The sequence below is a fragment of the Pontibacter brevis genome, from assembly GCF_054779655.1.
This window is the reverse complement of record NZ_BAAGXV010000031.1, coordinates 132,041-154,350: the sequence shown is the minus strand read 5'-3', so window position 1 is coordinate 154,350 and position 22,310 is coordinate 132,041. Positions and strand designations below refer to the sequence as shown.

Sequence of the window (22,310 nt, the reverse complement as noted above, 5' to 3'; positions counted from 1 at the left end):
GAAGAACCTTGGTCAGACAGGAAAAGAAGGCTGATAATTACCTGGCATTCCTGCTGCTCGCGTGCATGAAGATAATGCTTAGGTATTTTTGAGATAGCTTCTAATATTCAGGTATTAACAAATTTCAAAACATCGTGGTATGCAAGTAACCAGTATGTGAATGAACTGGTGAATGATAGGAAGCTAGGAGAGATACGGAAGGTCGTGATAAGTGACGGCCACCAGGGGCCTTAGGAAATTGGGGTGAGCAAAGAGTTTCTGGAAATTCTGACAGATCCTCAAAAAAACGGAGCAGGAGCCTTAATGGATTATGGGTGCTATGGGGCTAACCTGATGAGCTGGCTGATGAAGGGGGAAAGGCCTGTTTCAGTCACCGCAGTTGTTCATCAAAACAAGCCTGCTATTTATAAGGAGGTTGATGATGAAGCATTCATCATCCTGCAATACCCCAAAGCACAGTGTATTGTGCAGGCTTCCCGGAACTGGCCTTTCTCCCGAAAAGACATGGAGGTTCATGGTGCGAAAGGATATGCGGTTGCGGTAGATGCCACAACGGTACGTCAGCGCCTGGAAGAGCAGTCGCCTGAAAAGGTTTTAAAGCTGGAACCACGCCCTGAGCCCTATACCGAACCATTTTCTGTGTTGGTCGCAGTTATGAAAGGTGAGCTGAAGCTGGATAAGAATAATCTATATGGATTACTCATCAATGTTACAGTGGTGGAAATCCTGGAATCAGCTAAATCTAACCAAACCGTTTTCCTGGAATAAATTCTGAAAGCAGTATCCTTAAGTATAAAACGCAATGAGCAACAGACGCAAATTCATTAAGTTATCTGCCTTAGGCGCGACGTTATTAGGTGGAGGCCTTCATTTTGAGAAAGCTTTTGCCGGAACGATAAAGGGTACACCCAAAAGCAACCGGCCTGTCGTTATCTCCACCTGGGACCATGGGATACCCGCCAATGCAGCTGCGTGGCAAATCTTGTCTAAAAAAGGAAGCGCGCTGGATGCGGTGGAGGCGGGTGTGAGGGTGCCGGAAGCTGACCCGGAAGTGCGCACGGTAGGCTATGGCGGTTTCCCCGACCGGGAGGGAAAGGTAACCCTCGACGCCTGCATCATGGACAAAGACAGCAACTGCGGTGCCGTTGCCTTTTTGCAGCACATCAAGCACCCCATATCGGTAGCCCGCAGGATAATGGAAGATACGCCACACGTGATGCTGACAGGGGAGGGAGCGCTGCAGTTTGCGCTGAAGAGCGGTTTCAAAAAAGAAAACCTGCTAACACCTGCTTCTGAAAGAGACTGGAAGAACTGGCTGAAAGAATCAAAGTATAAGCCGGTCATTAACATCGAGAACCACGATACCATTGGCATGCTGGCCCTGGATGCAAACGGCGACCTGGCAGGTGCCTGCACCACCAGTGGAGCCGCCTACAAAATGCATGGCCGCGTGGGCGATTCTCCTATCATCGGGGCCGGTCTTTTTGTAGACAATGAAATAGGGGCTGCCACCGCTACAGGCCTCGGCGAAGCTGTGATGCGGATGGTAGGGAGCCACCTGGTAGTAGAGCTGATGCGCCAGGGGAATTCCCCGGAAGACGCCTGCCGGCTGGCGGTGGAGCGGATTATCTCAAAACAAAAAGACGTGAAGGACCTGCAGATCGGGTTTATTGCGCTGAACAAGAACGGCGAATATGGCGGCTACTGCATCCACAAAGGCTTTAATTATGCCGTGCAGGATACTTCGGGAAAGCAGTTGATAGATGGGAAGAGCAAGTTCTGATAACAGGCTGACGCTGGAAATCTGCATCGACTCTGTCGCCTCTGCTATAGCAGCCGAGCAGGGTGGTGCCCAGCGCGTGGAGCTGTGCGACTACCTGGCCGGTGGCGGCACCACGCCCAGCGCCGGCATGATTGAAGTGGTCCGGAAAAGCATCCATATTGGCCTGCACGTGCTCATACGCCCCCGCAGAGGCGATTTTTTATATTCCGCCGCGGAGTTCGATGTCATGAAAAGGGACATAGCCCTGTGCCGGGAATTAGGTGCCGACGGCGTGGTGATTGGCTTGTTAAGCAAAGACGGAAATATAGACACCGCCAGAACGCAGGAGTTGATGGAGCATGCCGGGCTACTCAGCATCACCTTTCACAGAGCCTTTGACCTGACACCTGACCCGGTAAAGGCGCTCGATGACCTCCTGCAGCTAAAGGTACACCGCCTGCTCACATCTGGCCAGCAGGAAACTGCACTGCAAGGGGCGGCGCTCATTAAGGAGCTAAATGAAAGAGCAGCCGGTAAACTGATCGTAATGCCGGGTAGTGGGGTGAACCCTGCCAATGTCCGGGAAATCGTGGCCAAAACCGGTGTAAGCGAAGTCCATGCCTCCGTGCGCCGTTCTGTGCAGAGCGATATGGTTTTCCGGAGGGATTACCCGCCTATGTCCAGCAACAAAAGCCTGTCTGAATTTGAGCAGTTGATAGCAGACGAGTTGCAGGTAAAAGCGATGCGGGAGGTTTTAGAAAAGTAGCTTTGCTCATCTGTACACGCTCCCTCCTTACAGCCAATAGGTTACACCTGATTAATCACTTACTTTGTAACTAAAAGGGTGTTAAACCTTTGGTTTTTCAATAATGCTGCTAAATTTGAATGCATAAATGATAAATAAGCATTGTATCAAAATCAAACAGCTTTATTTAAGCGCATATTTTTAAGCAGTAAGATATAAATCGTGTTAGTTAAAGCTACTCAGTACAACTTATATGCTTCAATTGAAAATGGCTAATCAGCTTATCTTCAACGCGCCGGGAAAAACATCGGAGAACTTATTTATTAACTGCGCATGCATCCACGGCAGTGTTTACGATGCAAGCGGGCTGAGCCATACTGAGCTTCAGAATAAGACAATCATCGGTTTTAATATGGTTGTTGTCAGTCCAAACAAGCAAAGACGCACGTGAGCGGAGCGTTTCCACAGCCGTTGCCGAATGACACATTACTGAGACCATACTTTTTATAACATGGGCACCCCCAATAAATAACGCTATATGAGTAGAAATAAAAAAGCACCCATTCGTGGCATACTGCTCGCGGGCCTGGCCTTGATCTGCAGCACAGGCATCTCGCTGGCGCAATCTGCGGCACCCCAGACGGAGGAACTGCCGCTGACTAACCTGTCGGCCTTCCGGGACCCGGGCAAGAGCTGGCATATTGCCGGCGACGTGACGGCCAGGCTTGACAAGGATAACGTCCTGAACACAACGGAGGGTACCGGCGTGCTGGTAAACGAGCCGGGCAGAAGAAAGAAGGGAACTGACCTGATAACTAATTTCGAGCACGGCGATGTGGACCTGGAGCTGGATTACATGATGGCAAAGGGCTCTAACTCCGGAGTTTACCTGCAGGGCCGCTACGAGGTGCAGCTCAACGACAGCTGGGGAGCGAAAACGGCCTCCTCGGGTGACAACGGCGGTGTCTACGAGCGCTGGGACGAGAGCCGTCCGTCCGGGCAGAAGGGGTTTGAGGGCTACGCCCCGCGCCAGAATGTCAGCCGTGCCCCGGGCCTGTGGCAACACTTGAAAATCTCGTTCCAGGCACCCCGCTTCGACGCCAGCGGGAAAAAGACGGAGAACGCCAAAATCCTGCGCGCCGAGCTCAACGGCGTGACCATACACGAGAACGTGGAGCTCTTCGGTCCCACACGGGGTGCCATGGGGGGCAACGAGGTAGCCATAGGGCCGCTGCGCCTGCAGGGCGACCACGGCGCCGTGGCCTTCCGCAACATCAAAGTCACCGAGTACGGCAAGCCCCGACCAGAGCTGGTGAACCTGCAGTACAAGGTCTACAAAGGAAAGTTTGAGGGGGAGCCACGCTATGACAGCATCCCGCCGGAGGCGGAGGGTACCTCCGTTGCCCTGACCTCGGACATCAGCCCCTTTTCCAACGACTTCCTGGTGCGCTACACCGGCACCCTGCGGGTGACGGAGCCGGGGGAGTACACCTTTAACCTGAACCCCAGCGGTGGCGGTGCGCTGATGAAAATCAACAACAAGGTGGTTATTCCGCCCGGGGATAGAAACCTGCGGGCTTCTGTAAACCTGCCCGCGGGCGACATGCCGTTTGAGCTCGTGTACTCCAAGGTAGTGGAGTGGGGCAGGCCGGGCATCGGCATTGCTGTGGTAGGCCCCGGCATCCGGGAGTACCTTATTGGCGACCCTGTTACCGGGGGCAACAATAACTCGCAGGGACCGATATTGGTGGACGCCCCGGTGAATACCATCCTGCGCAGCTTTATGGACCTGCCGGTGCCAAACAAGGAGGGCAAAAGAAACACCAGGGTGGTGCATGCGGTGAATGTGGGAAGCGCTGACCAGGTGCATTACACCTACGACATGGACAATGGCAACATGGTGCAGATATGGCGCGGGGGCTTCCTGGACGCTACGCCGATGTGGTACAGCCGCGGCGACGGCTCCTCCCGCCCGGTCGGGGCTGTGCAGCACTTCGGGCAGCCTGCCTTCGCGCTGGCAAAATTAACCTCCCCGCAGGCAGCTTGGGTAGCCGACACGGCAGGCACCGGTTTCCGCCCCGAAGGCTATGACGTGGACAAGGCAGACCAGCCAACCTTCAACTACAGGGTGTACGGCACCACCGTGCAGGACGTCATCCGGGTACTGGAAGGCGGCAAGGGCCTGCGCCGGGAGCTGACGGTGCAGAACCCGGAGGATAACCTGTATGCCCGCCTGGCGGGGGGCAGCACGATTCAGGCGGTGTCTAAAAACACCTACCTGGTGGACGGCAAGGCTTATTACAGAGTGGACGATGCCGCAGGTGCGAAGCCCGTGGTAAGAGACGCAGGCGGCCAGAAAGAGTTGCTAGTGCCGGTAAGAGGCAAGGTGAGCTATTCTATCATTTTCTAACTTCAGACTATCTACTTATGAAATATACAAATAAGAAATACCGAAACGCCGCGCTGGCCTTTCTGCTAACAGCGGCGGCCGCAACAGGTCTTGGTTCCTCCGCCGTTGCGCAGGAGTCGCCGATGGAGGAGGATTACTTCCGGATTATGGGCGTGCCCTCACCGGAGGGGGCCCTGCTGGAGGTAGGAGGGCTGACGGTGCTTCCTTCAGGCGACCTGGGTGTTTCCACGCGCCGCGGGGACGTGTACATCGTGGAGAACCCTACCAGCCAGCGGCCTTACTTCCGCAAGTTCGCCTCCGGGCTGCACGAGATCCTGGGCCTGGCCTACAAGGAGGGTGCCCTGTACGCCGCACAGCGCGGGGAACTGACAAAGCTTGTCGATACCGACATGGACGGCAAGGCCGACAAGTACAAGACGGTCTACTCCTGGCCACTCTCCGGGCATTACCATGAGTACAGCTTCGGCCCCAGGATAGCGCCCGACGGGGACTTCTTCGTTACCGGCAATGTGGCCTTTGGCGATGAGGAGTGGTGGCGCGGGGAAAGCCGGGTGCCGTGGCGTGGCTGGACGATGAAAATCAGCGAGGACGGCAAAATGGAGCCCTGGGCCACGGGCATGCGCTCTCCGGCCGGGCCGGGGGTGATAGACGGAGAGCTGTTCTACACCGACAACCAGGGCGAGTGGATGGGCTCCGGCGGGCTCTGGCATGTACCGAAAGGCGCCTTCACTGGCCACCCCGCCGGCCTGCGCTGGACCAATACGCCCAACTCGCCGGTGAAGCTGACGATGGAGCAGATGTATGCTAAACTGGACCCGCGCCAGGAGAAAGATGAACGGGGGCGCTACATTAAACCGGAAAATATCGTGGGCGAGGACCACGTGGCGATGTACGAGATGAAGGAGGCTTTCCCGGAGCTGCGTACGCCTGCCGTGTGGCTGCCGCACGGCATCCTGGGCATCTCTAACTCAGAGCCTATCAAGATACCGGAGGAGAACTTCGGGCCGTTTGGCGGCCAGGTGCTGGTGGGAGACCAGGGGATGAGCCTGATTTCGCGCGTGTTCCTGGAGCAGGTAAACGGGGAGTACCAGGGGGCTTCTTTCCTGTTCAGGACGGGCTTCCAGTCGGGTGTGCTTCGTTTGGCCTGGGCAAAAGACGGTTCCTTGTTCGTGGGGGAGACAAACCGCGGCTGGGGTTCTGCCGGCGAGGCCAATCACGGCTTGCAGCGCCTGGTTTGGAATAACCGGGTGCCGTTTGAGATGCGGGCCGTGCGCGCCATGCCGGACGGCTTCGAGATAGAGTTCACCAAACCTGTCGACAGAAAGTCTGCCGAGGACATCGCCTCTTATTCTGTGTCGAGTTTCATTTACAAGTACCACCCGGTTTACGGCAGCCCGCCTGTCGACACGGAGGAAAACCCTATCCGAGGTGTGAAGGTGTCGGAGGACGGTATGAGGGCCCGCCTTGTGGTGGATGACCTGCGCCGTTATTTTATTTATAATATTACACTTGCTGGCGTGCGGGAGCGCGACAACTCACACTCGCTGGTTCACCCGACTGCTTATTACACGCTTAATAACATTCCGCAGGGGTCGAAACTTTCCATGAGCGAGCTGAGCGGCACTAACTCTTCCGCAGCAGCAAGCAAGGCAAAGCCTGCTGCCAGCACAACAGCTAAGAAAGCAGCGCCAACTCAAAAGGGCACCGCAACTAAACCTGCAGCCAAAGCCACTACGGTCAAGTCCGCTGCGCCTACTTACGACGAGGTGAAAGGCCTGCTGGCGAAGCATACATGCCTTGCCTGCCACAACGCAGAGAAAAGGCAAGTAGGTCCAGCTTATGTGGATGTAGCAAAGCGCGGATACACTCCTGAGAAAATCGTGGAACTAATCCATAACCCGGACCCGAAAAACTGGCCAGACTACGCCACGGAGATGCCGCCGATGCCGCAGGTGCCAAAGGAGGATGCCCTTAAAATTGCCCGATGGATAAATTCGCTTGCACCGGCCGGAAGTGCTTCTGCTAAATAAGCAAGCCATTACCCATTCATATTTTTGACGCTTTTGCGGTATGTCCTGCTCCTCCTGAGGAGTGGGGCATGCTTTTGTAACCGATTAGTCTGCTCTAATCCATACTTCAACAAATTATCCAGTATAGCTGCATCTACAAACCTACTTCACCATGACTTATATGAGAAAAGCCTACACCTTTCTGGTACTTTTTGCAACTGTATTTATCACGTATGCGTGTGCCTCAAAATCGGGCAGCAATTCGGCTCAGGCCGACAATACCCTGACAAAGAAAGAGCAATCGGAGGGATGGCTGCTGCTTTTTGACGGGGAGAGTATGGCGCACTGGAAAGGCTTCCAGAAACAGGATGTGCCAGATGCCTGGCAGGTGCAGGACGGCGCCATTGCGCTGGTTGGTAAAGGAGGGGGAGACGTTATCACCCGGAACCAGTACCAGAACTTTGAACTGATGCTGGACTGGAAGATATCGGAGGGTGGCAACAGCGGAATTTTCTTCAATGTTTCCGAAGACTCTAAGTTTAAATACACCTTTCAATCGGGTCCGGAAGTGCAGATAATTGACGATGAAAGACACGCCGACGCAAAGCAGGGAAAGAACGGCAACCGCAGGGCGGGCACAAACTACGATTTGCACCCGCTTTTTGAGCCTGCCGTTAAACCCGCAGGAGAGTACAACACGGTGCGCCTGGTGGTGAACAACGGGAACGTGGAGCAGTACCTGAATGGCAAGAAAGTGGTGGAATATACTCTCTGGAGCCCGGAGTGGGAGCGGATGGTGCAAGAGAGTAAATTTGTCAGCATGCCGGACTACGGGCGCTACAAGAGTGGGCACATTGCCCTGCAGGACCACGGCGACAAAGTGTGGTTCAAGAACATCAAAATTCGGCCACTCTAAGCCCGGGGTATGAGAGTACTCCTAACTCTTTGCCTCCTGCTTTTTGCTGTATTGCAAGTATGTGGCCAGGCAACGCGTAAGGCTGCTGCCTCAAAAAAGGAGGCTGGCCGCACAACCTCCGGCAACCCGATATTTCCAGGATGGTATGCTGACCCGGAGGGTATCATTTTCGGGAACAAGTATTGGGTATATCCTACTTACTCAGCACCCTATGAGGAGCAGGTATTTATGGATGCCTTCTCGTCGCCTGATTTGGTGAACTGGACCAAGCACAGCCGCATTATTGACACAGCCAGCGTTAAGTGGGCTCAGAAGGCTATGTGGGCACCTTCCATCATAGGGAAAGGCAAAAAGTATTACCTGTTCTTTGGTGCCAACGATATACAGGGTGACGATGAGTTAGGCGGTATCGGAGTAGCGGTGGCGGACAACCCGGCGGGGCCTTTTAAAGACCATCTTGGCAAGCCGCTTATCGGGGAATTTCACAACGGAGCGCAGCCTATCGACCAGTTTGTTTTCCAGGACAAAGACGGGCAGCATTACCTTATCTATGGCGGGTGGAGGCACTGCAACATCGCCAGACTCAACGGCGATTTTACAGGCTTTATACCGTTTGAGGACGGGACTACTTTTAAAGAGATAACGCCCGAAGGATATGTAGAAGGGCCTTTCATGTTCATGCGGGAGGGCAGGTACTATTTTATGTGGTCAGAGGGCGGCTGGGGCGGCCCGAATTATCGTGTGGCCTATGCCATCAGCGATTCGCCGCTGGGACCTTTCAAGCGCGTGGATACTATCCTGAAGCAGGACCCGGAAGTGGCTACCGGCGCGGGACACCATTCCGTTATTCACAATAAGAATAAGGGGAAATGGTTCATCGTGTACCACAGAAGGCCACTGGGGGAAACAGATGCCAACCACCGGGTTACCTGCATCGATGAAATGACTTTTGACGCGAATGGCAACATCAACCCCGTTAAAATCACCATGGAAGGCGTTCCGGGGCTGAAAGTGAAATAACAGCCTGGCGAGCCTCTTCTTTCCGGGAGCAGGGGTTTGCTTTCTGGTTGGTACCTGGACACCTCGCTGCATTCCCAACCCAGTGGCATAGGTTTGTACGTGAAGAGAATATTTAAAACAGCCCAATAGATTTTACTGAAAACAAGGTGAGCGAGCCTGCTGAAAATTTATATATGGAGGACCGGAAAGTTATAGGGGTAGACATAGGGGGCACAAAAGTGCATATGGGCATCGTGCAGAATGGAGTAATCACGAAAGAGCTAAAGCTGACAACTGCAGCACAGGGAGCGAAAGAGCAGCTGCTGTCTGATATTACGGATGGTATCAGGCAACTGATGGATGCTGACGTTACTGGCATTGGAATAGGAGTGCCGGGCCTGGTTGATGATGAAAAAGGTATCGTGTACAACGTGCAGAACATTCCCTCCTGGGATGAAGTGCACCTGAAAACATATTTAGAGGATGCCTTCAATCGCCCTGTTTGTGTCACCAACGATGCCAACACTTTTGTATTAGGAGAGAAAGTATACGGAAAAGGGAAGCGGTTTAAGAATATGCTGGGTATCACCCTTGGAACCGGAATGGGTACAGGCATCATCATCAACCATGGTTTGTATGGCGGGGCTTTCTCATGTGCCGGAGAATTCGGCAGTGTGCCTTACCTGGACCAGACGCTGGAAGACTATTGCAGCGGGAAGTTCTTTCAGAATAAGCATGGCATGTCGGGTGACCAGTTGCAGGTGCTTGCAGAAGAAGGCGATGCCAAAGCCATCGATATCTTCAGGCAGTTTGGGCATCACCTGGGGAATGCGATTAAAGTTGTATTGTATGCCCTTTCGCCGGAAGCTATCTTCCTGGGAGGATCAGCAAGCCGCAGTTATCCCTTCTTTCATGAAGAGATGCACCGGAGTATAGCTTCCTTTCCCTATCGTGTGGTTACAGACCAGTTAGTTTTAGAGTGCTCTGAAATAGAGAATGCAGCTGTACTGGGTGCCGCTGCGCTGTGGCACATGGGGCGGGCAAGCATGAAAAACAGCAACCCCACACAGGCATAAGCTGGTATCAGGCACCCTCTGTCCTATGCTTTCAGATATAGCGCGCTATTCTGACCCTGCAACTAAGTTCAATGTTGCGACTTGTGGTTATAAACTAATAATTAACTTCAGAAGCAGGCTACTGCAGGATTGTTATAGTTAGAAAACTTGATAGATTTAACCAAACAGACAAACAAGATGCTATTTGCTTAACCTTGACCCTCATAGACAAGCAACAGGTATGAAGAAACTGGTTTCTGTACTTCTGGTAACCATATTTCCCTTCCTTGCTTTTGCACAAATTCCTAATCCGGCTCTCCCTCAGGAACTGCTGAGCAAGCCGTGGTCTGCCCAATGGATTGCGGTGGCAGGTGAACCGGCAAAGGCGTATGGCGTCTACCATTTCCGAAAGAATATAGAACTGGAAGCTAAGCCTGCCACTTTTCTGGTGCATGTTTCCGGCGACAACAGGTACAGGCTTTTTGTAAACGGACAGCAAGTGTGTTTCGGGCCTGCCCGCAGCGATGTTTTCCACTGGAATTTTGAGACCGTTGATTTAGCCCCCTTCCTGAAATCCGGTAAAAATACACTGGCAGCTGTCGTGTGGAATTACGGAGAAGAGACGCCTGTAGCGCAAACGAGCTTACGCACCGGCTTTATCATGCAGGGTAATTCTCCCGCAGAGCGTATTGTGGATACGGGCACTTCCTGGAAGGGTATCCGCAGCAAGGCCTATGCGCCTATCAAAACGAACCTCTATACCTACTTTGTTATTGACCCCGGTGAAAATCTAAATGCTGCTGTTTACGACTGGGGCTGGGAAACGGAATCCTTTGATGACAGCAAGTGGCCTGCAGCAAGCACTATTTCTCCCGGACTAGTAGGTGGTTTGTTCGAGCCCTGGTATGAAGGGTGGCACCTGCAGCCTCGCAGCATTCCGGCTATGGAGCTCAGCCCGCAACGCCTGGCAAGTGTAAGAAGAGCTACCGGAATTGCAGCCCCAAAGAATTTCCCTCAGAAAGCAGCAGCCTTTACAGTGCCCGCGCATACAAAAGCTACGCTGATACTGGATCAGGGCTTTGAAACCACAGCATTCCCGATACTAACCATCAGTGCGGGGCAGGGAGCAACCGTTGCTGTACGGTACGCCGAATCGCTCTTTGTAGACGAAGGCAAGAGTGTTGCCGGGACAAAGAACAAAGGCAACCGCGATAAGGTAGAGGGCAAAGTGTTTATAGGCTATGAGGACAGATTCACTTCTGATGGAGGCGAAGCTCGTACATTTATGCCGCTTTGGTGGCGCACATACCGGTACATTGAACTGGAGGTAGAAACGAAAGAGCAGCCCCTTACCATCAATGATTTGTACGGACTTTACACGGGATATCCGTTCGAGTTGCAGGCAAGCTTTGATGCTGGTCGTCCGGAGTTAAACAAAATCCTGGAGGTCGGCTGGCGTACGGCGCGTTTGTGTGCCCACGAGACTTACATGGACTGCCCGTATTATGAGCAACTACAATACGTGGGCGACACCCGCATCCAGGCGCTGGTTTCCCTTTACAACAGTGGGGATGACAGGTTGATGCGAAATGCCATTGACCAGATACGTTACTCCCATGGTCTGAGCGGCATTACACAGAGCCGCTATCCCAACCATTTGCCCCAGTACATTCCTACTTTCTCTTTGTGGTGGATTGGAATGGTGAACGACTACTGGAAGTACCGCGGGGATGAGGCTTTCGTAAAAAAGCAACTTCCGGTATCCAGGGTCATTATCAGCTTCTTTGAATCAAAGCAGGAGGAGAGTGGCACACTTAGCAGGGTGCCTTACTGGACTTTTACCGACTGGGCGGAGGCACCTGGCTGGAAGGCAGGCATGGCTCCGAAATCGGCAAATGGTGGCAGTTCTGCAGCTTTGGACCTGCAACTCCTGCTTGCCTACCAGGAGGCTGCGTCTTTGGAGAAAGCGGTCGGTTTGCCTGCTTTTGCGCAGCAGTACGAGCAGAAGATAAATACGCTGAAGCAAACGGTTAAGAACCTGTATTGGGATGCCGGCAAAGGTATGTTTGCCGACACACCCGATAAAAGGTACTTCTCGCAGCACACGAACACCTTAGCAGTGCTGGGTGGAGTTGTAGAGGAGGAGGAAGCACGCCAGTTGATGGAAAAAGTCTTAAGTGATCAGGCCGTAACACAGGCTAGTATTTACTTCAAATACTATCTGCATCAGGCAGTTGCGAAAGCAGGTCTGGGGGACAGGTATCTCTATTTGCTGGACGAGTGGCGCACGCAGCTTTCCAGGGGACTAACCACCTGGGCCGAGCAACCAGAGCCATCCCGCTCTGATTGCCACGCATGGGGATCCAGCCCAAACATCGAACTCTACCGTATCGTTCTGGGAATCGACAGCGACGCGCCCGGGTTCAGCAAGGTTCGCATTGCACCAAGCTTGGGGGATTTAAAGAATGCTAGTGGCGTTATGCCGCACCCAAAGGGCCAGATAATGGTGAAATACCAGGTATATAAGAGAAACAAGTTAAAAGCAGAGATCACTTTACCGCCTGGTATAACAGGCACCTTAGTCTGGAATGGGAACGAAGCTCCATTAGCCGGAGGGAAGAATAACGTGGCGCTGTAGCTTTTCCGGCTGCCTCTGATAAGGTTGAAAGGTGTAATGTGCTGCCGAGAAAGTTTCAGGGCTTATGTAATGCTACAGATAGGTGAGGTGATGGGTTGCTCACTTTTAAATTAAGCAGAACAGAACTTTTATATAATAAGATAGGTATATACGCTAACCAGTATAGATGGAAACTTTAATTTTTTACTTAATCTTCCTGATTGTTAGTGGCTTTGGAGAGATGGGTTCTGGCTTATGGTTAGAGATACTTTATAAGCCTCATGTTATGAGTAATTGGTCACTTTTATGCTGAAAAGCTTTTGGTTTTATGATTAGATGCTTATATTTAATCTTCTAAACAATAAAGCGGAAAAGGAAGGGCTTAAAGAAAACATGTTTTAAGCTGTGCCTGATTCTGGATTAAAGAAAATAACTTCATTGCTTTTTTACTTTCGCAAGAACTATACAGTGTCTCATCTTTCGAGGCATTCCAGATATATAAAATAGAAATAAGAGGTTAAGTGTTGCTGCTGCTCATGTGTTCTAAACGATATGAGTAATTGAATACTATGGCCTCTTATATTTGTAGATTTAGTATTATTTAAAAAATAGTTTGTGCTAAAGAGGTAATAATGCTGCCTGTCTTTTTAAGATTTCCTTGTTTCATTTTGCGTGAGTTTCATTTGCTAAACCCTGAACAGATGCTGAACCGGGTGTAGTAAAGGTGAGTTTTATAGTAAAAGTTAAGTGTTGCGGCTACAGTTAATTCAAGACCAGTTGCGACGGGTTTGCTGCTTTAGTAAGCAATAGGGAATAAAATATTACAGAGTTTCATTTATATTTTTTCACTTTAAAACCAGAATCTATGCAACACCTTTTACCCAAGGAGGTAAGATACTTGCTTGTATTACCTCTTTTCTTTTTCTCTGTTGTTGCGGCCTATGCACAAGGCCTCACAGTGCAGGGGAAAGTTACTGACGAAAGCGGTGTAGCCCTGCCTGGCGTGACAGTGCTGCTCAAGGGCTCTTCCACTGCCGCGCCCACTGGTGCAGACGGCACTTACACCCTGAACGTGCCTAATGGTAACGGAACCCTTATTTTTTCTTTTATAGGTTTCGCACCGCAGGAAGTTCCGATTAATAACCGAACCACTGTTAACGTGCAGCTTACTACCGATGCGAAAGCACTGGAAGAAGTAGTGGTTGTGGGTTATGGTACACAAAAGAAAGAAACTGTAACCGGTTCTGTTTCCGCCGTAAAGGGTGCAGAACTTGAAAGATCACCAGCAGTTAACGTCACTAACTCTATCGCTGGCCGCATGCCTGGTGTGGTAGCCGTTAACAGAAGCGGCGAGCCTGGTTACGATGGCTCAATAATTCGTATTCGTGGTTCCAATACCTTAGGCAACAATGGAGCACTGGTTGTAATTGACGGTATTCCTGCCCGTGCGGGTGGTATTGAACGCCTTAACCCGGCGGATATCGAAAGTATTTCCGTACTGAAAGACGCTTCTGCAGCCATTTATGGTTCGCGAGCGGCCAACGGTGTAATCCTGGTTACCACCAAGCGTGGTACAGCAGGAAAACCAAAGCTGTCTTACTCCTTTAACCAGGGTTTTGCCCAGCCTACTGTTATCCCCGACCTGGCCAACAATGTGCAGTTTGCAGAAATGCGTAACGACCTGGAGATTTACAACCGTGTGCCGGTGCACCTGTGGGGAGAAGCGACAGAGGCTTTCCGCAATACAGGAAGCTACACCTTGCCAGATGGCTCTACGGTAAATGCACACTACGATCCGGATGATATGCAGAAGTTCAGAGACGGTTCTAGCCCATGGACGCACCCTAACACAGACTGGTATGATGCAACCCTGAAGACCTGGTCTCCACAGTCCCAGCATACCCTGCAGTTAACTGGCGGAAACGACAACATGAGGTTCCTGACCTCCCTGAACTACGTTAACCAGGATGCCTTCTATAAGAACTCAGCAACCGGCTATAAGCAGTATGACTTACGCCTGAACTTGGATGCAAATATCAATGAATACATCAAGACAAGTGTAGGTATGCTGGCGCGCCAGGAAAACCGCTTTTTCCCGACAGTGAGTGCTGGTGCTATTTTCAGAATGCAGATGCGTGGTCTGCCTACTATGCCTGCCCGTTGGCCAGATGGAAGACCAGGACCTGATATTGAAAACGGACAAAATCCAGTAGTTATCACCACCAATGAAACCGGCTACGACCGTGATAACCGTACCTATCTTCAGTCTAATGGTTCAATCGAGATCACGAACCCTTGGATTGAAGGGCTAAAGTTTACAGGTACAGCTGCGGTTGATAAAATGACACGTCGTACGAAAAGATGGCAAATTCCGTGGTTCCTGTACTCCTGGAACGGTACTGACTATGAGGCAGATGGTACTACACCTTTGCTTACTTCAGGACGAAGAGGACCTGCCGATCCAAACCTGAATGTAGGAGATGAAGAACAGCTGAATATTTTGCTGGGCGGTATATTATCCTACGATCGTAAGTTCGGAGATCATGCAGTAACAGTGCTGGCGGGTACAAACAGAGAGACGATTGATTGGGAAGCTGTTTCAGCGTTCCGCAGGTATTTCATCTCTCCTGCCATTGACCAAATAAGCGTTGGTGGAGACTTAGAGCGAAATAATGGAGGAGGGGCTTATGAAAGAGCACGCCTTAGCCACTTCGGCCGTTTTGCCTATAACTACAAAGAAAAGTACATGGCAGAATTCCTGTGGCGCTACGATGCCTCAGATGTGTTTCCGAGAGAAACCCGCTACGGATTCTTTCCTGGAGTGCTGGCTGCATGGCAGATCTCTGAAGAAGACTTCTTCAAAAATAACGTAGGATTTATTAACTATCTGAAACTCCGCGGTTCATGGGGTCAAATGGGTAACGATGATATAGGAGAGTTCTATTCTTATATGTCTACCAATGACTTCTATACCTATATAATTGGTGGACAGGAAGTAAAGACGCTGCGTGAAACCCGGGTTCCAAATCCAACAATCACCTGGGAGGTAGCAAACAACGCTAACGTCGGACTAGAAGGTCAGTTGCTGCAGGGAAAAATAAACTTCGAGTTTGATGTGTTCTATAATAAGCGTACCAACATATTATGGGCTAAATACGGCTCAATTCCTCAGACTACTGGTATGACCCTGCCCCGCCAGAACATAGGCGAAGTTGCAAACCGAGGCTTTGACGCTTTAGTAGGTTATAATGGCCAGGTTGGTGACTTTGTGTTCAATGTGAGTGTGAATGGTGGCTACGCTAAAAACAAGATTCTTTTCTGGGACGAGGCACCAGGAGCTCCTGCCCACCAGCGCTCTACTGGTATGCCAATGGGTACGTCGCTCCGATACGAATATGACGGCGTGTTCTTAAACCAGGCAGAGATTGATGCCAACCCGATTGACTATAGCGCGATTGTAGGAGCACTACGCCCAGGCGATATGAAATATAAGGATGTGTCTGGCCCGAACGGTGTACCTGATGGCAGAATTACACCAGACGACAGAACAAGAGATCCAAGGAACGACATTCCTACTTTCCAGGGTGGTCTGAATGCCCGTGCAAGCTTCAGAAACTTCGATTTCAGCGTGCTGTTCCAGGGTTCAGCCGGAGCGGTAACAACAATCGGAACTGGCGAAATGGGTAGTATCGGTAACTTCCTGGAGGATATCTATGTGAACCGCTGGACTGTGGAGAATCCTAGCTCAGTGCACCCGCGCATCTCTGACCGCGGAAACCAGTACTTCTCATGGGGTAATACCTACTGGATGAGAAGCACAGACTATATCCGACTGAAGAACATTGAGTTGGGCTATACGCTTCCGGGTACTCTAGGTAAAAAAGTAGGTTTAGACGTGCTGCGTGTGTATGTGAATGCACTGAACCTGGCGACTTGGGATAAATTGAAAGTGTATGACCCTGAAAACGTGAACGCCAACGGTCAGTATTACCCACAGTCCAGAATCATCAACACAGGCGTTACAGCAACATTTTAAGTAATATCGGAGATGAAAAGAATGTATAAAATAAAATCATTGTCCTTGAGTCTTATCACTGCCATGGTGCTTTCTGCCGGCTGTAATGATGACTTTCTGGATACAAAGCCCTTAACAACAATTCCAAGCGAAGTCGTTTGGACTGACGCAGCCCTTGCAGAAGCTTTCGTGAACGACATCTACACAGCGTTGGGACAAGGAGGCTTTGATGAGCAGATGCAGGCTTCCCTTACAGATGAGGCCGTTTTTACGCACCCGGGCAGGGGTATCAATGTTATTACGGAGTCGCGATCCAACCCTGCTGATCCAGGCTGGATTAACTACACGCTTAACTGGCCGAATATGTACGCCAGGATAAGGGCGGCCAATCTGGCCATTGCAAACCTGCGGGAGCCACAGTTCAGCGATGCTGCCATGGCGAACAGGTTATTGGGGGAGGCGCTTTTTATGCGCGCCTACCTGTACCACCAGTTAATGCGTTACTACGGTGGTGTGCCGCTTATTGATAGCCCTTATGAACTTGGTCAACCTGACTATACTGTAGAGCGAAACACTTTTGCTGAAACGGTTGATTTTATCGTGAAGGATGCAGAAGAGTCTGCCCAATTGCTGGAGGGTAAATCTATGGCGAGAGGACGAGCCAATAAAGCGGCGGCATTGGCGCTGAAATCCCGTGTGCTTTTATATGCTGCGAGCGATCTGCATGACATTCCTACTGCCAGCGCAAAATCAAGCGTTATCGCATCTTATCCTCACCCTGAGTTGATAGGTTATGTAAGCGGTGACCAGACGGCGCGTTGGCAGAGAGCACAGGCTGCAGCCAAAGATGTGCTGGATTTGCCAGGGTACGGTTTTATGTTGAACTTGGCAGGACCTGTTAGCCCGGAAGAGGGCAAGCAGAATTACATCGACATGTCGCTGTTCCGCAGCAATGCAGAAAGTGAAATGATTTTCGGACGTTACTTTATCCAGTCTAAGAACGAAAGTGGTGGTCGCGTTGGCTTGTACAACGGTCCGAACGGGTATCGAAACTGGGCCGGTAATACGCCGCTGCAGGATTTGGTGGATGATTACGAAATGATGGACGGCAGCGAGTTTAGCTGGGATAACCCTGCGCATGCGGCATCTCCTTATGAAAACCGTGATCCACGTCTGGAGGCAACTATCCTGCATGACGCCTCTGACTGGAAGCCGCGTTTCACAACCACAGCGGATCCTGCCAACCAGATTCAGACAGGGCAGTACGAGGTAATTGGCAGCAATGGGCAGAAAACAACCCATTTCGGGCTGGATACCCGCCAGAGCTCTATTGAAGACTGGAACGGAACCCGCACCGGTTATTATATGCGCAGGTTTATTGACCCGAACCCGAACCTGCGGGACATGAACATGTGGCAGCAGGTGCCTTGGGCGTTCTTCCGCTATACAGAAGCCGTGTTGAACTACGTGGAGGCCAGCATCGAACTGGGAGAATATGACAAAGCGCAGGAATGGCTGAACAAAGTACGCTTCCGTGCAGGTATGCCAGCCGTGACAGAAACAGGCGAAGCGCTGATGGAACGTTACCGCAACGAGCGCAGAGTTGAAATGGCCTACGAAGAACAGCGTTTCCATGATGTGCGCCGCTGGATGATTCCTGAAGAAACAGTTGGGCAGCAGCCTCGCATTATCGATGTAAAAGGAACGCTGAAGCCAGGTAAAACAGTCTCTGTGTACCAATACAACCCTGAGAACTACAACTATACCTACAATGTGATAGAACTTGGAGAAGGTGTTGAGAACAGGGCCTGGGATGATAAAATGTATTACCTGCCGATTCACCGGGATGAAATTAACCGGAATGATAAGTTAGTACAGAACCCAGGATATTAAGAAAATTTCTTATATTACATTAGAAATCTATGCCAGTCTTGTGCTGGCATAGATTTCTCTTTTTACCAAGTTTTTAATTGCTTACCAGCATGAGCACGCTCAGACTTTCACTTCCCGCCCTGTTACTACCCACCCTCCTGTTTTTCTCAGCCTGCCAGGAAACAGCCTCTGTCGAAGAAAAGCAAGCTGCTGTTTCTCCGGCTGTTGTTACAAATCCCCTTTTTACACTGCTTCCTGCAAGTAAAACAGGTGTCAGTTTTGCGAATAACCTCACAGAAGGCCTCAATACCAACGTTCTGATGTATGAGTACTTCTATAACGGAGGCGGCGTGGCTGTGGGCGATGTGAACGGGGATGGCCTGCAGGATCTTTATTTTACAGGCAACATGACACCGAACCGGCTGTACCTGAACAAGGGCAACATGCAGTTCGAGGATGTCACAACCGGAGCAGGTGTGGCCGGGAGAGAAGGCCCCTGGACTACCGGGGTCACCATGGCCGATGTGAATGGCGATGGCCTGATGGATATTTACGTTTGCTATTCCGGCAAACTGCGCCCCGAAAAGCGGGAAAACCAGCTGTTTATCAACAATGGCCCGGATGCCAGTGGTGTCCCCCAATTCTCAGAGCAGGCAGCACAATATGGCCTGGCAAGTTCCTCTAACAGTACCCATGCCGTTTTCTTCGACATGGACCGCGACAGCGACCTGGACATGTTCCTTCTGAACCACAGTCCGGAGTCTTTGCCTGTGCTGGACGAAGTGACCACGGCAGAGTGGCTTAAAAAGGAGGATGCGCAGCGCGGGGTGCGGCTCTTTAGAAATGATAACGGGAAGTTTCAGGATATCACCAGAAAAGCCGGTATTCAATCCTCCACCCTTACGTATGGCTTGGGTGCCGGAGTTGCCGATATCAACGGCGATGGCTGGCCCGACATTTATGTATCGAACGATTATGATATTCCCGATTTCCTGTACATCAACAACAGGAACGGAACCTTCACCGATCAGCTGAAGACGAGCATGGGGCACACCTCTCACTTCTCTATGGGTAGTGATGTGGCGGATATCAACAACGATGGTTTTCCGGACATTTTCACCCTGGACATGCTGCCAGAGGATAACCGCCGGCAGAAGCTGCTGTTTGCCCCGGATAACTACGAGAAATTCAACCTCAGCCTTAACTCTGGTTTCCATTACCAGTACATGCGCAATATGCTGCAGGTAAACAACGGCAACGGTACCTTCAGTGAGGTGGGGCAGCTGGCCAAACTTTCCAATACCGACTGGAGCTGGGCACCTTTGGTGGCCGACTATGACAACGACGGCTGGAAAGACATGTTTATCACCAACGGTTACCTGCGGGATTACACCAACATGGACTTCATCAAGTACATGGGCGGCTTTGTGCAGCAGAGGGGCGGCAGAATGCAGCGGGAACACGTGCTGGAACTTGTCAATCAAATCCCTTCCTCAAACGTAACGAACTACATCTATAAAAATAACGGCGACCTTTCTTTTAGCAACAAAGGCCGGGACTGGGGCATGAGTGTTGCCTCTAACAGCAACGGGGCGGCCTATGCCGACCTGGACAACGACGGCGACCTGGACCTGGTGGTAAACAACATCAACCAGCCCGCTTTTATTTACCAGAACGAGGCAAACAAGCAACTGGACCACCGTTACCTGCAGGTGAAGCTGGAGGGAGCCGGAAAAAACACAGCCGGAACTGGTGCCAAAGTAATGCTGTACACAAATGGCAAGCAGCAGTACCAGGAGCAGATGCCTTCGCGCGGGTACCAGTCCAGTGTGTCGCCAGTGCTGCATTTCGGGCTGGGGCAGGAGAACACCATTGATTCTCTTCGGGTGGTATGGCAGAGCGGAAAACAGCAGGTGCTGCAGAACGTGTCTGCTAACCAGCTGCTGACGCTGCAGGAAAAAGACGCAGGTACACTTTACCGCCCGTCAAGGCAAGGTGCCCCGGCTTTTGAGGAAGCCAAAGCGCCTGTTTCCTTTACGCACCAGAAAAGCACCGTCAACGATTTTAAGCGGCAGCCGCTGCTCGTGAACCCCATCTCCTTTGCCGGGCCCTGCCTTGTGAAGGCGGATGTGAACGGAGACGGGCTGGAGGATATATTTGCCGGTGGAGGCAAAGGACAGGCAGGAGTACTTTACCTGCAGCAAAGAAATGGCAGCTTTGCGCCTAAAGCGACGCCAGCCTTCGAAGCCGACAAAATGAGTGATGACGTGGATGCCGTGTTCTTTGATGCCAATAACGACCAGCACCCGGACCTGTACGTGGTGAGCGGCGGTTACCACGACTTTATGCCGGATGATGTGCTGCTGCAGGACAGGCTGTACCTGAACGATGGCAAAGGTAATTTCACAAAGAGCACCGATGCGCTGCCAACCATGCGCACCAGCACCAGTTGCGCCCGCGCATCCGACATCAATGGCGACGGTCTGATGGACCTGTTTGTGGGAGGGCGCGTGATACCGGGCCACTATCCTGAAATGCCAGCCAGTTATGTGCTGCTGAACAACGGCAAAGGCCAGTTTGAGGATAAGACAGCCGCCCTGGCACCGCAGCTGCAAAAGCTGGGCATGGTAACCGACGCTGCCTGGCATGACCTGAACGGCGACGGTAAACAGGAGCTGGTGGTAGTAGGGGAGTGGATGCCGGTCACCGTTTTCAAAAACAACAACGGCAGCCTGGCCGATGCGACCGATACCTATTTCGATAAAGAGTACAGGGGCTGGTGGAATAAGCTGCTGGTAAATGACTTTAACTTGGACGGTAAGGCTGACCTGGTTGTTGGAAACCTGGGGCTGAACGCCCAGGTGAAAGTGTCAGGAAGGCAGCCGGCGGAGTTATACTACAAAGACTTCGACGACAACGGCTCTATAGACCCCATCCTTACTTTTTACATCCAGGGCAAAAGCTATCCCTATGTAACCCGTGACGAGTTACTGGACCAGCTAAGCATCATGCGTACGCGGTTCACAGACTATAAGAGTTATGCGGATGCCACGCTGCAGGATATCTTTACTCCTGAAGAACTGGCAGGTGCAGAGCGGCTAACGGCCGATTACCTGCAAACAGCTTACTTTGAAAGTAATGCGAATGGTACGTTTACAGAGAAAAAGCTTCCGGTAGAAGTACAGTATTCCCCGGTGTATGCGATGACTGCTTTAGACTACAATGGCGACGGAAACGGAGACCTGCTGCTTGGTGGCAACATCAGCCAGGCCAGGCTACGCTTTGGCAAGTACGACGCCAGCTACGGCATCCTTCTGGAAGGCAACGGCAAAGGCGGGTTTACGTATGTGCCGCAGGTTAAGTCAGGCCTGAAGGTGAACGGCGATGTAAGAAGTATCCTGCAGGTAAACAACAGCCTGTTGTTTGGCCTGAACCAGCAACCTGTAAAAGCTTATAAAATGAAGCAGCCAAAGCTGCTGTAAGGGCCTGAAACAAAAGCGCAGGCATTGGTTTAGAGCAAACCCGATGCTGCCAGCTTTAGAAGCACTGCCAGTATGCAGCATAGCCGTAGGTAAGTGTTTGTTTTTCTGGCAGAAAGAATTATATTTAAAATAGCTTTTTTTCATAGCGACAGGCTATGTTGCTTCTTTGGCATACGCTAAGCTTTTAGCTTGCCAGAATACTTCCTTCTGCCCTGCGTTTTTATCGGTAAACGTGTTATGCTGTTCAGTACGGCATAAGCTGTGTCACGGAAACAGCAGGTTTTTTTGTCAGTGACTACGCACTTAATTAGTGCTGCAGGGCTTTTCAGTGTTACCTTTTCCGGTGGAGAAGGGGACCTTTTTTAAAAGAATACGCACCGGCAGTTTGCCAGTGGCACAAGCAAAGTTCAGCCATTTTAACATTACCT

At 51.3% G+C, this 22,310-nt stretch carries 12 protein-coding genes; all 12 read left to right on the top strand.

Going from position 1 to position 22,310, the window contains the following annotated elements:
* The first annotated feature begins 243 nt into the window (after positions 1–243).
* Positions 244–768 (top strand): Gfo/Idh/MocA family protein, encoded by a 525-nt coding sequence (locus ACYVB1_RS10575; RefSeq protein WP_460923542.1) that lies wholly within the window; start codon positions 244–246, stop codon positions 766–768.
* A gap of 34 nt (positions 769–802) precedes the next feature.
* A complete protein-coding gene (locus ACYVB1_RS10570; protein ID WP_460923541.1) occupies positions 803–1,783 on the top strand; it encodes an isoaspartyl peptidase/L-asparaginase family protein in 981 nt (326 codons plus the stop codon).
* Positions 1,764–2,528, top strand: coding sequence for a copper homeostasis protein CutC (locus ACYVB1_RS10565; RefSeq protein WP_460923540.1), 765 nt, complete (start codon positions 1,764–1,766; stop codon positions 2,526–2,528). The genes ACYVB1_RS10570 and ACYVB1_RS10565 overlap by 20 nt, the downstream gene beginning before the upstream one ends.
* Positions 2,529–3,045: 517 nt before the next feature.
* Complete coding sequence (locus ACYVB1_RS10560) at positions 3,046–4,917, top strand: family 16 glycoside hydrolase (RefSeq protein ID WP_460923539.1); 1,872 nt, start codon at positions 3,046–3,048, stop codon at positions 4,915–4,917.
* Positions 4,918–4,934: 17 nt separating this feature from the next.
* Positions 4,935–6,947 carry a hypothetical protein gene (locus ACYVB1_RS10555; RefSeq protein ID WP_460923538.1) on the top strand — a complete coding sequence of 671 codons (2,013 nt, stop codon included), beginning with the start codon at positions 4,935–4,937 and terminating at the stop codon, positions 6,945–6,947.
* 160 nt (positions 6,948–7,107) lie between these two features.
* Positions 7,108–7,842 (top strand): 3-keto-disaccharide hydrolase, encoded by a 735-nt coding sequence (locus ACYVB1_RS10550; RefSeq protein WP_460923537.1) that lies wholly within the window; start codon positions 7,108–7,110, stop codon positions 7,840–7,842.
* Between the two features lie 9 nt (positions 7,843–7,851).
* Positions 7,852–8,862 (top strand): glycoside hydrolase family 43 protein, encoded by a 1,011-nt coding sequence (locus ACYVB1_RS10545; protein ID WP_460923536.1) that lies wholly within the window; start codon positions 7,852–7,854, stop codon positions 8,860–8,862.
* A 173-nt stretch (positions 8,863–9,035) separates the two neighbouring features.
* Positions 9,036–9,917, top strand: a complete 882-nt coding sequence (locus tag ACYVB1_RS10540) for an ROK family protein (protein WP_460923535.1) — start codon at positions 9,036–9,038, stop codon at positions 9,915–9,917.
* Positions 9,918–10,137: 220 nt separating this feature from the next.
* Complete coding sequence (locus ACYVB1_RS10535; RefSeq protein WP_460923534.1) at positions 10,138–12,534, top strand: alpha-L-rhamnosidase-related protein; 2,397 nt, start codon at positions 10,138–10,140, stop codon at positions 12,532–12,534.
* 844 nt (positions 12,535–13,378) lie between these two features.
* Positions 13,379–16,549 carry a SusC/RagA family TonB-linked outer membrane protein gene (locus tag ACYVB1_RS10530; RefSeq protein WP_460923533.1) on the top strand — a complete coding sequence of 1,057 codons (3,171 nt, stop codon included), beginning with the start codon at positions 13,379–13,381 and terminating at the stop codon, positions 16,547–16,549.
* 21 nt (positions 16,550–16,570) lie between these two features.
* Entirely contained in the window at positions 16,571–18,421 is a 1,851-nt protein-coding gene (locus ACYVB1_RS10525; protein ID WP_460923532.1) for a RagB/SusD family nutrient uptake outer membrane protein, read from the top strand.
* Positions 18,422–18,510: 89 nt separating this feature from the next.
* Positions 18,511–21,882 (top strand): VCBS repeat-containing protein, encoded by a 3,372-nt coding sequence (locus ACYVB1_RS10520; protein WP_460923531.1) that lies wholly within the window; start codon positions 18,511–18,513, stop codon positions 21,880–21,882.
* The last annotated feature ends 428 nt before the right edge of the window (positions 21,883–22,310 follow it).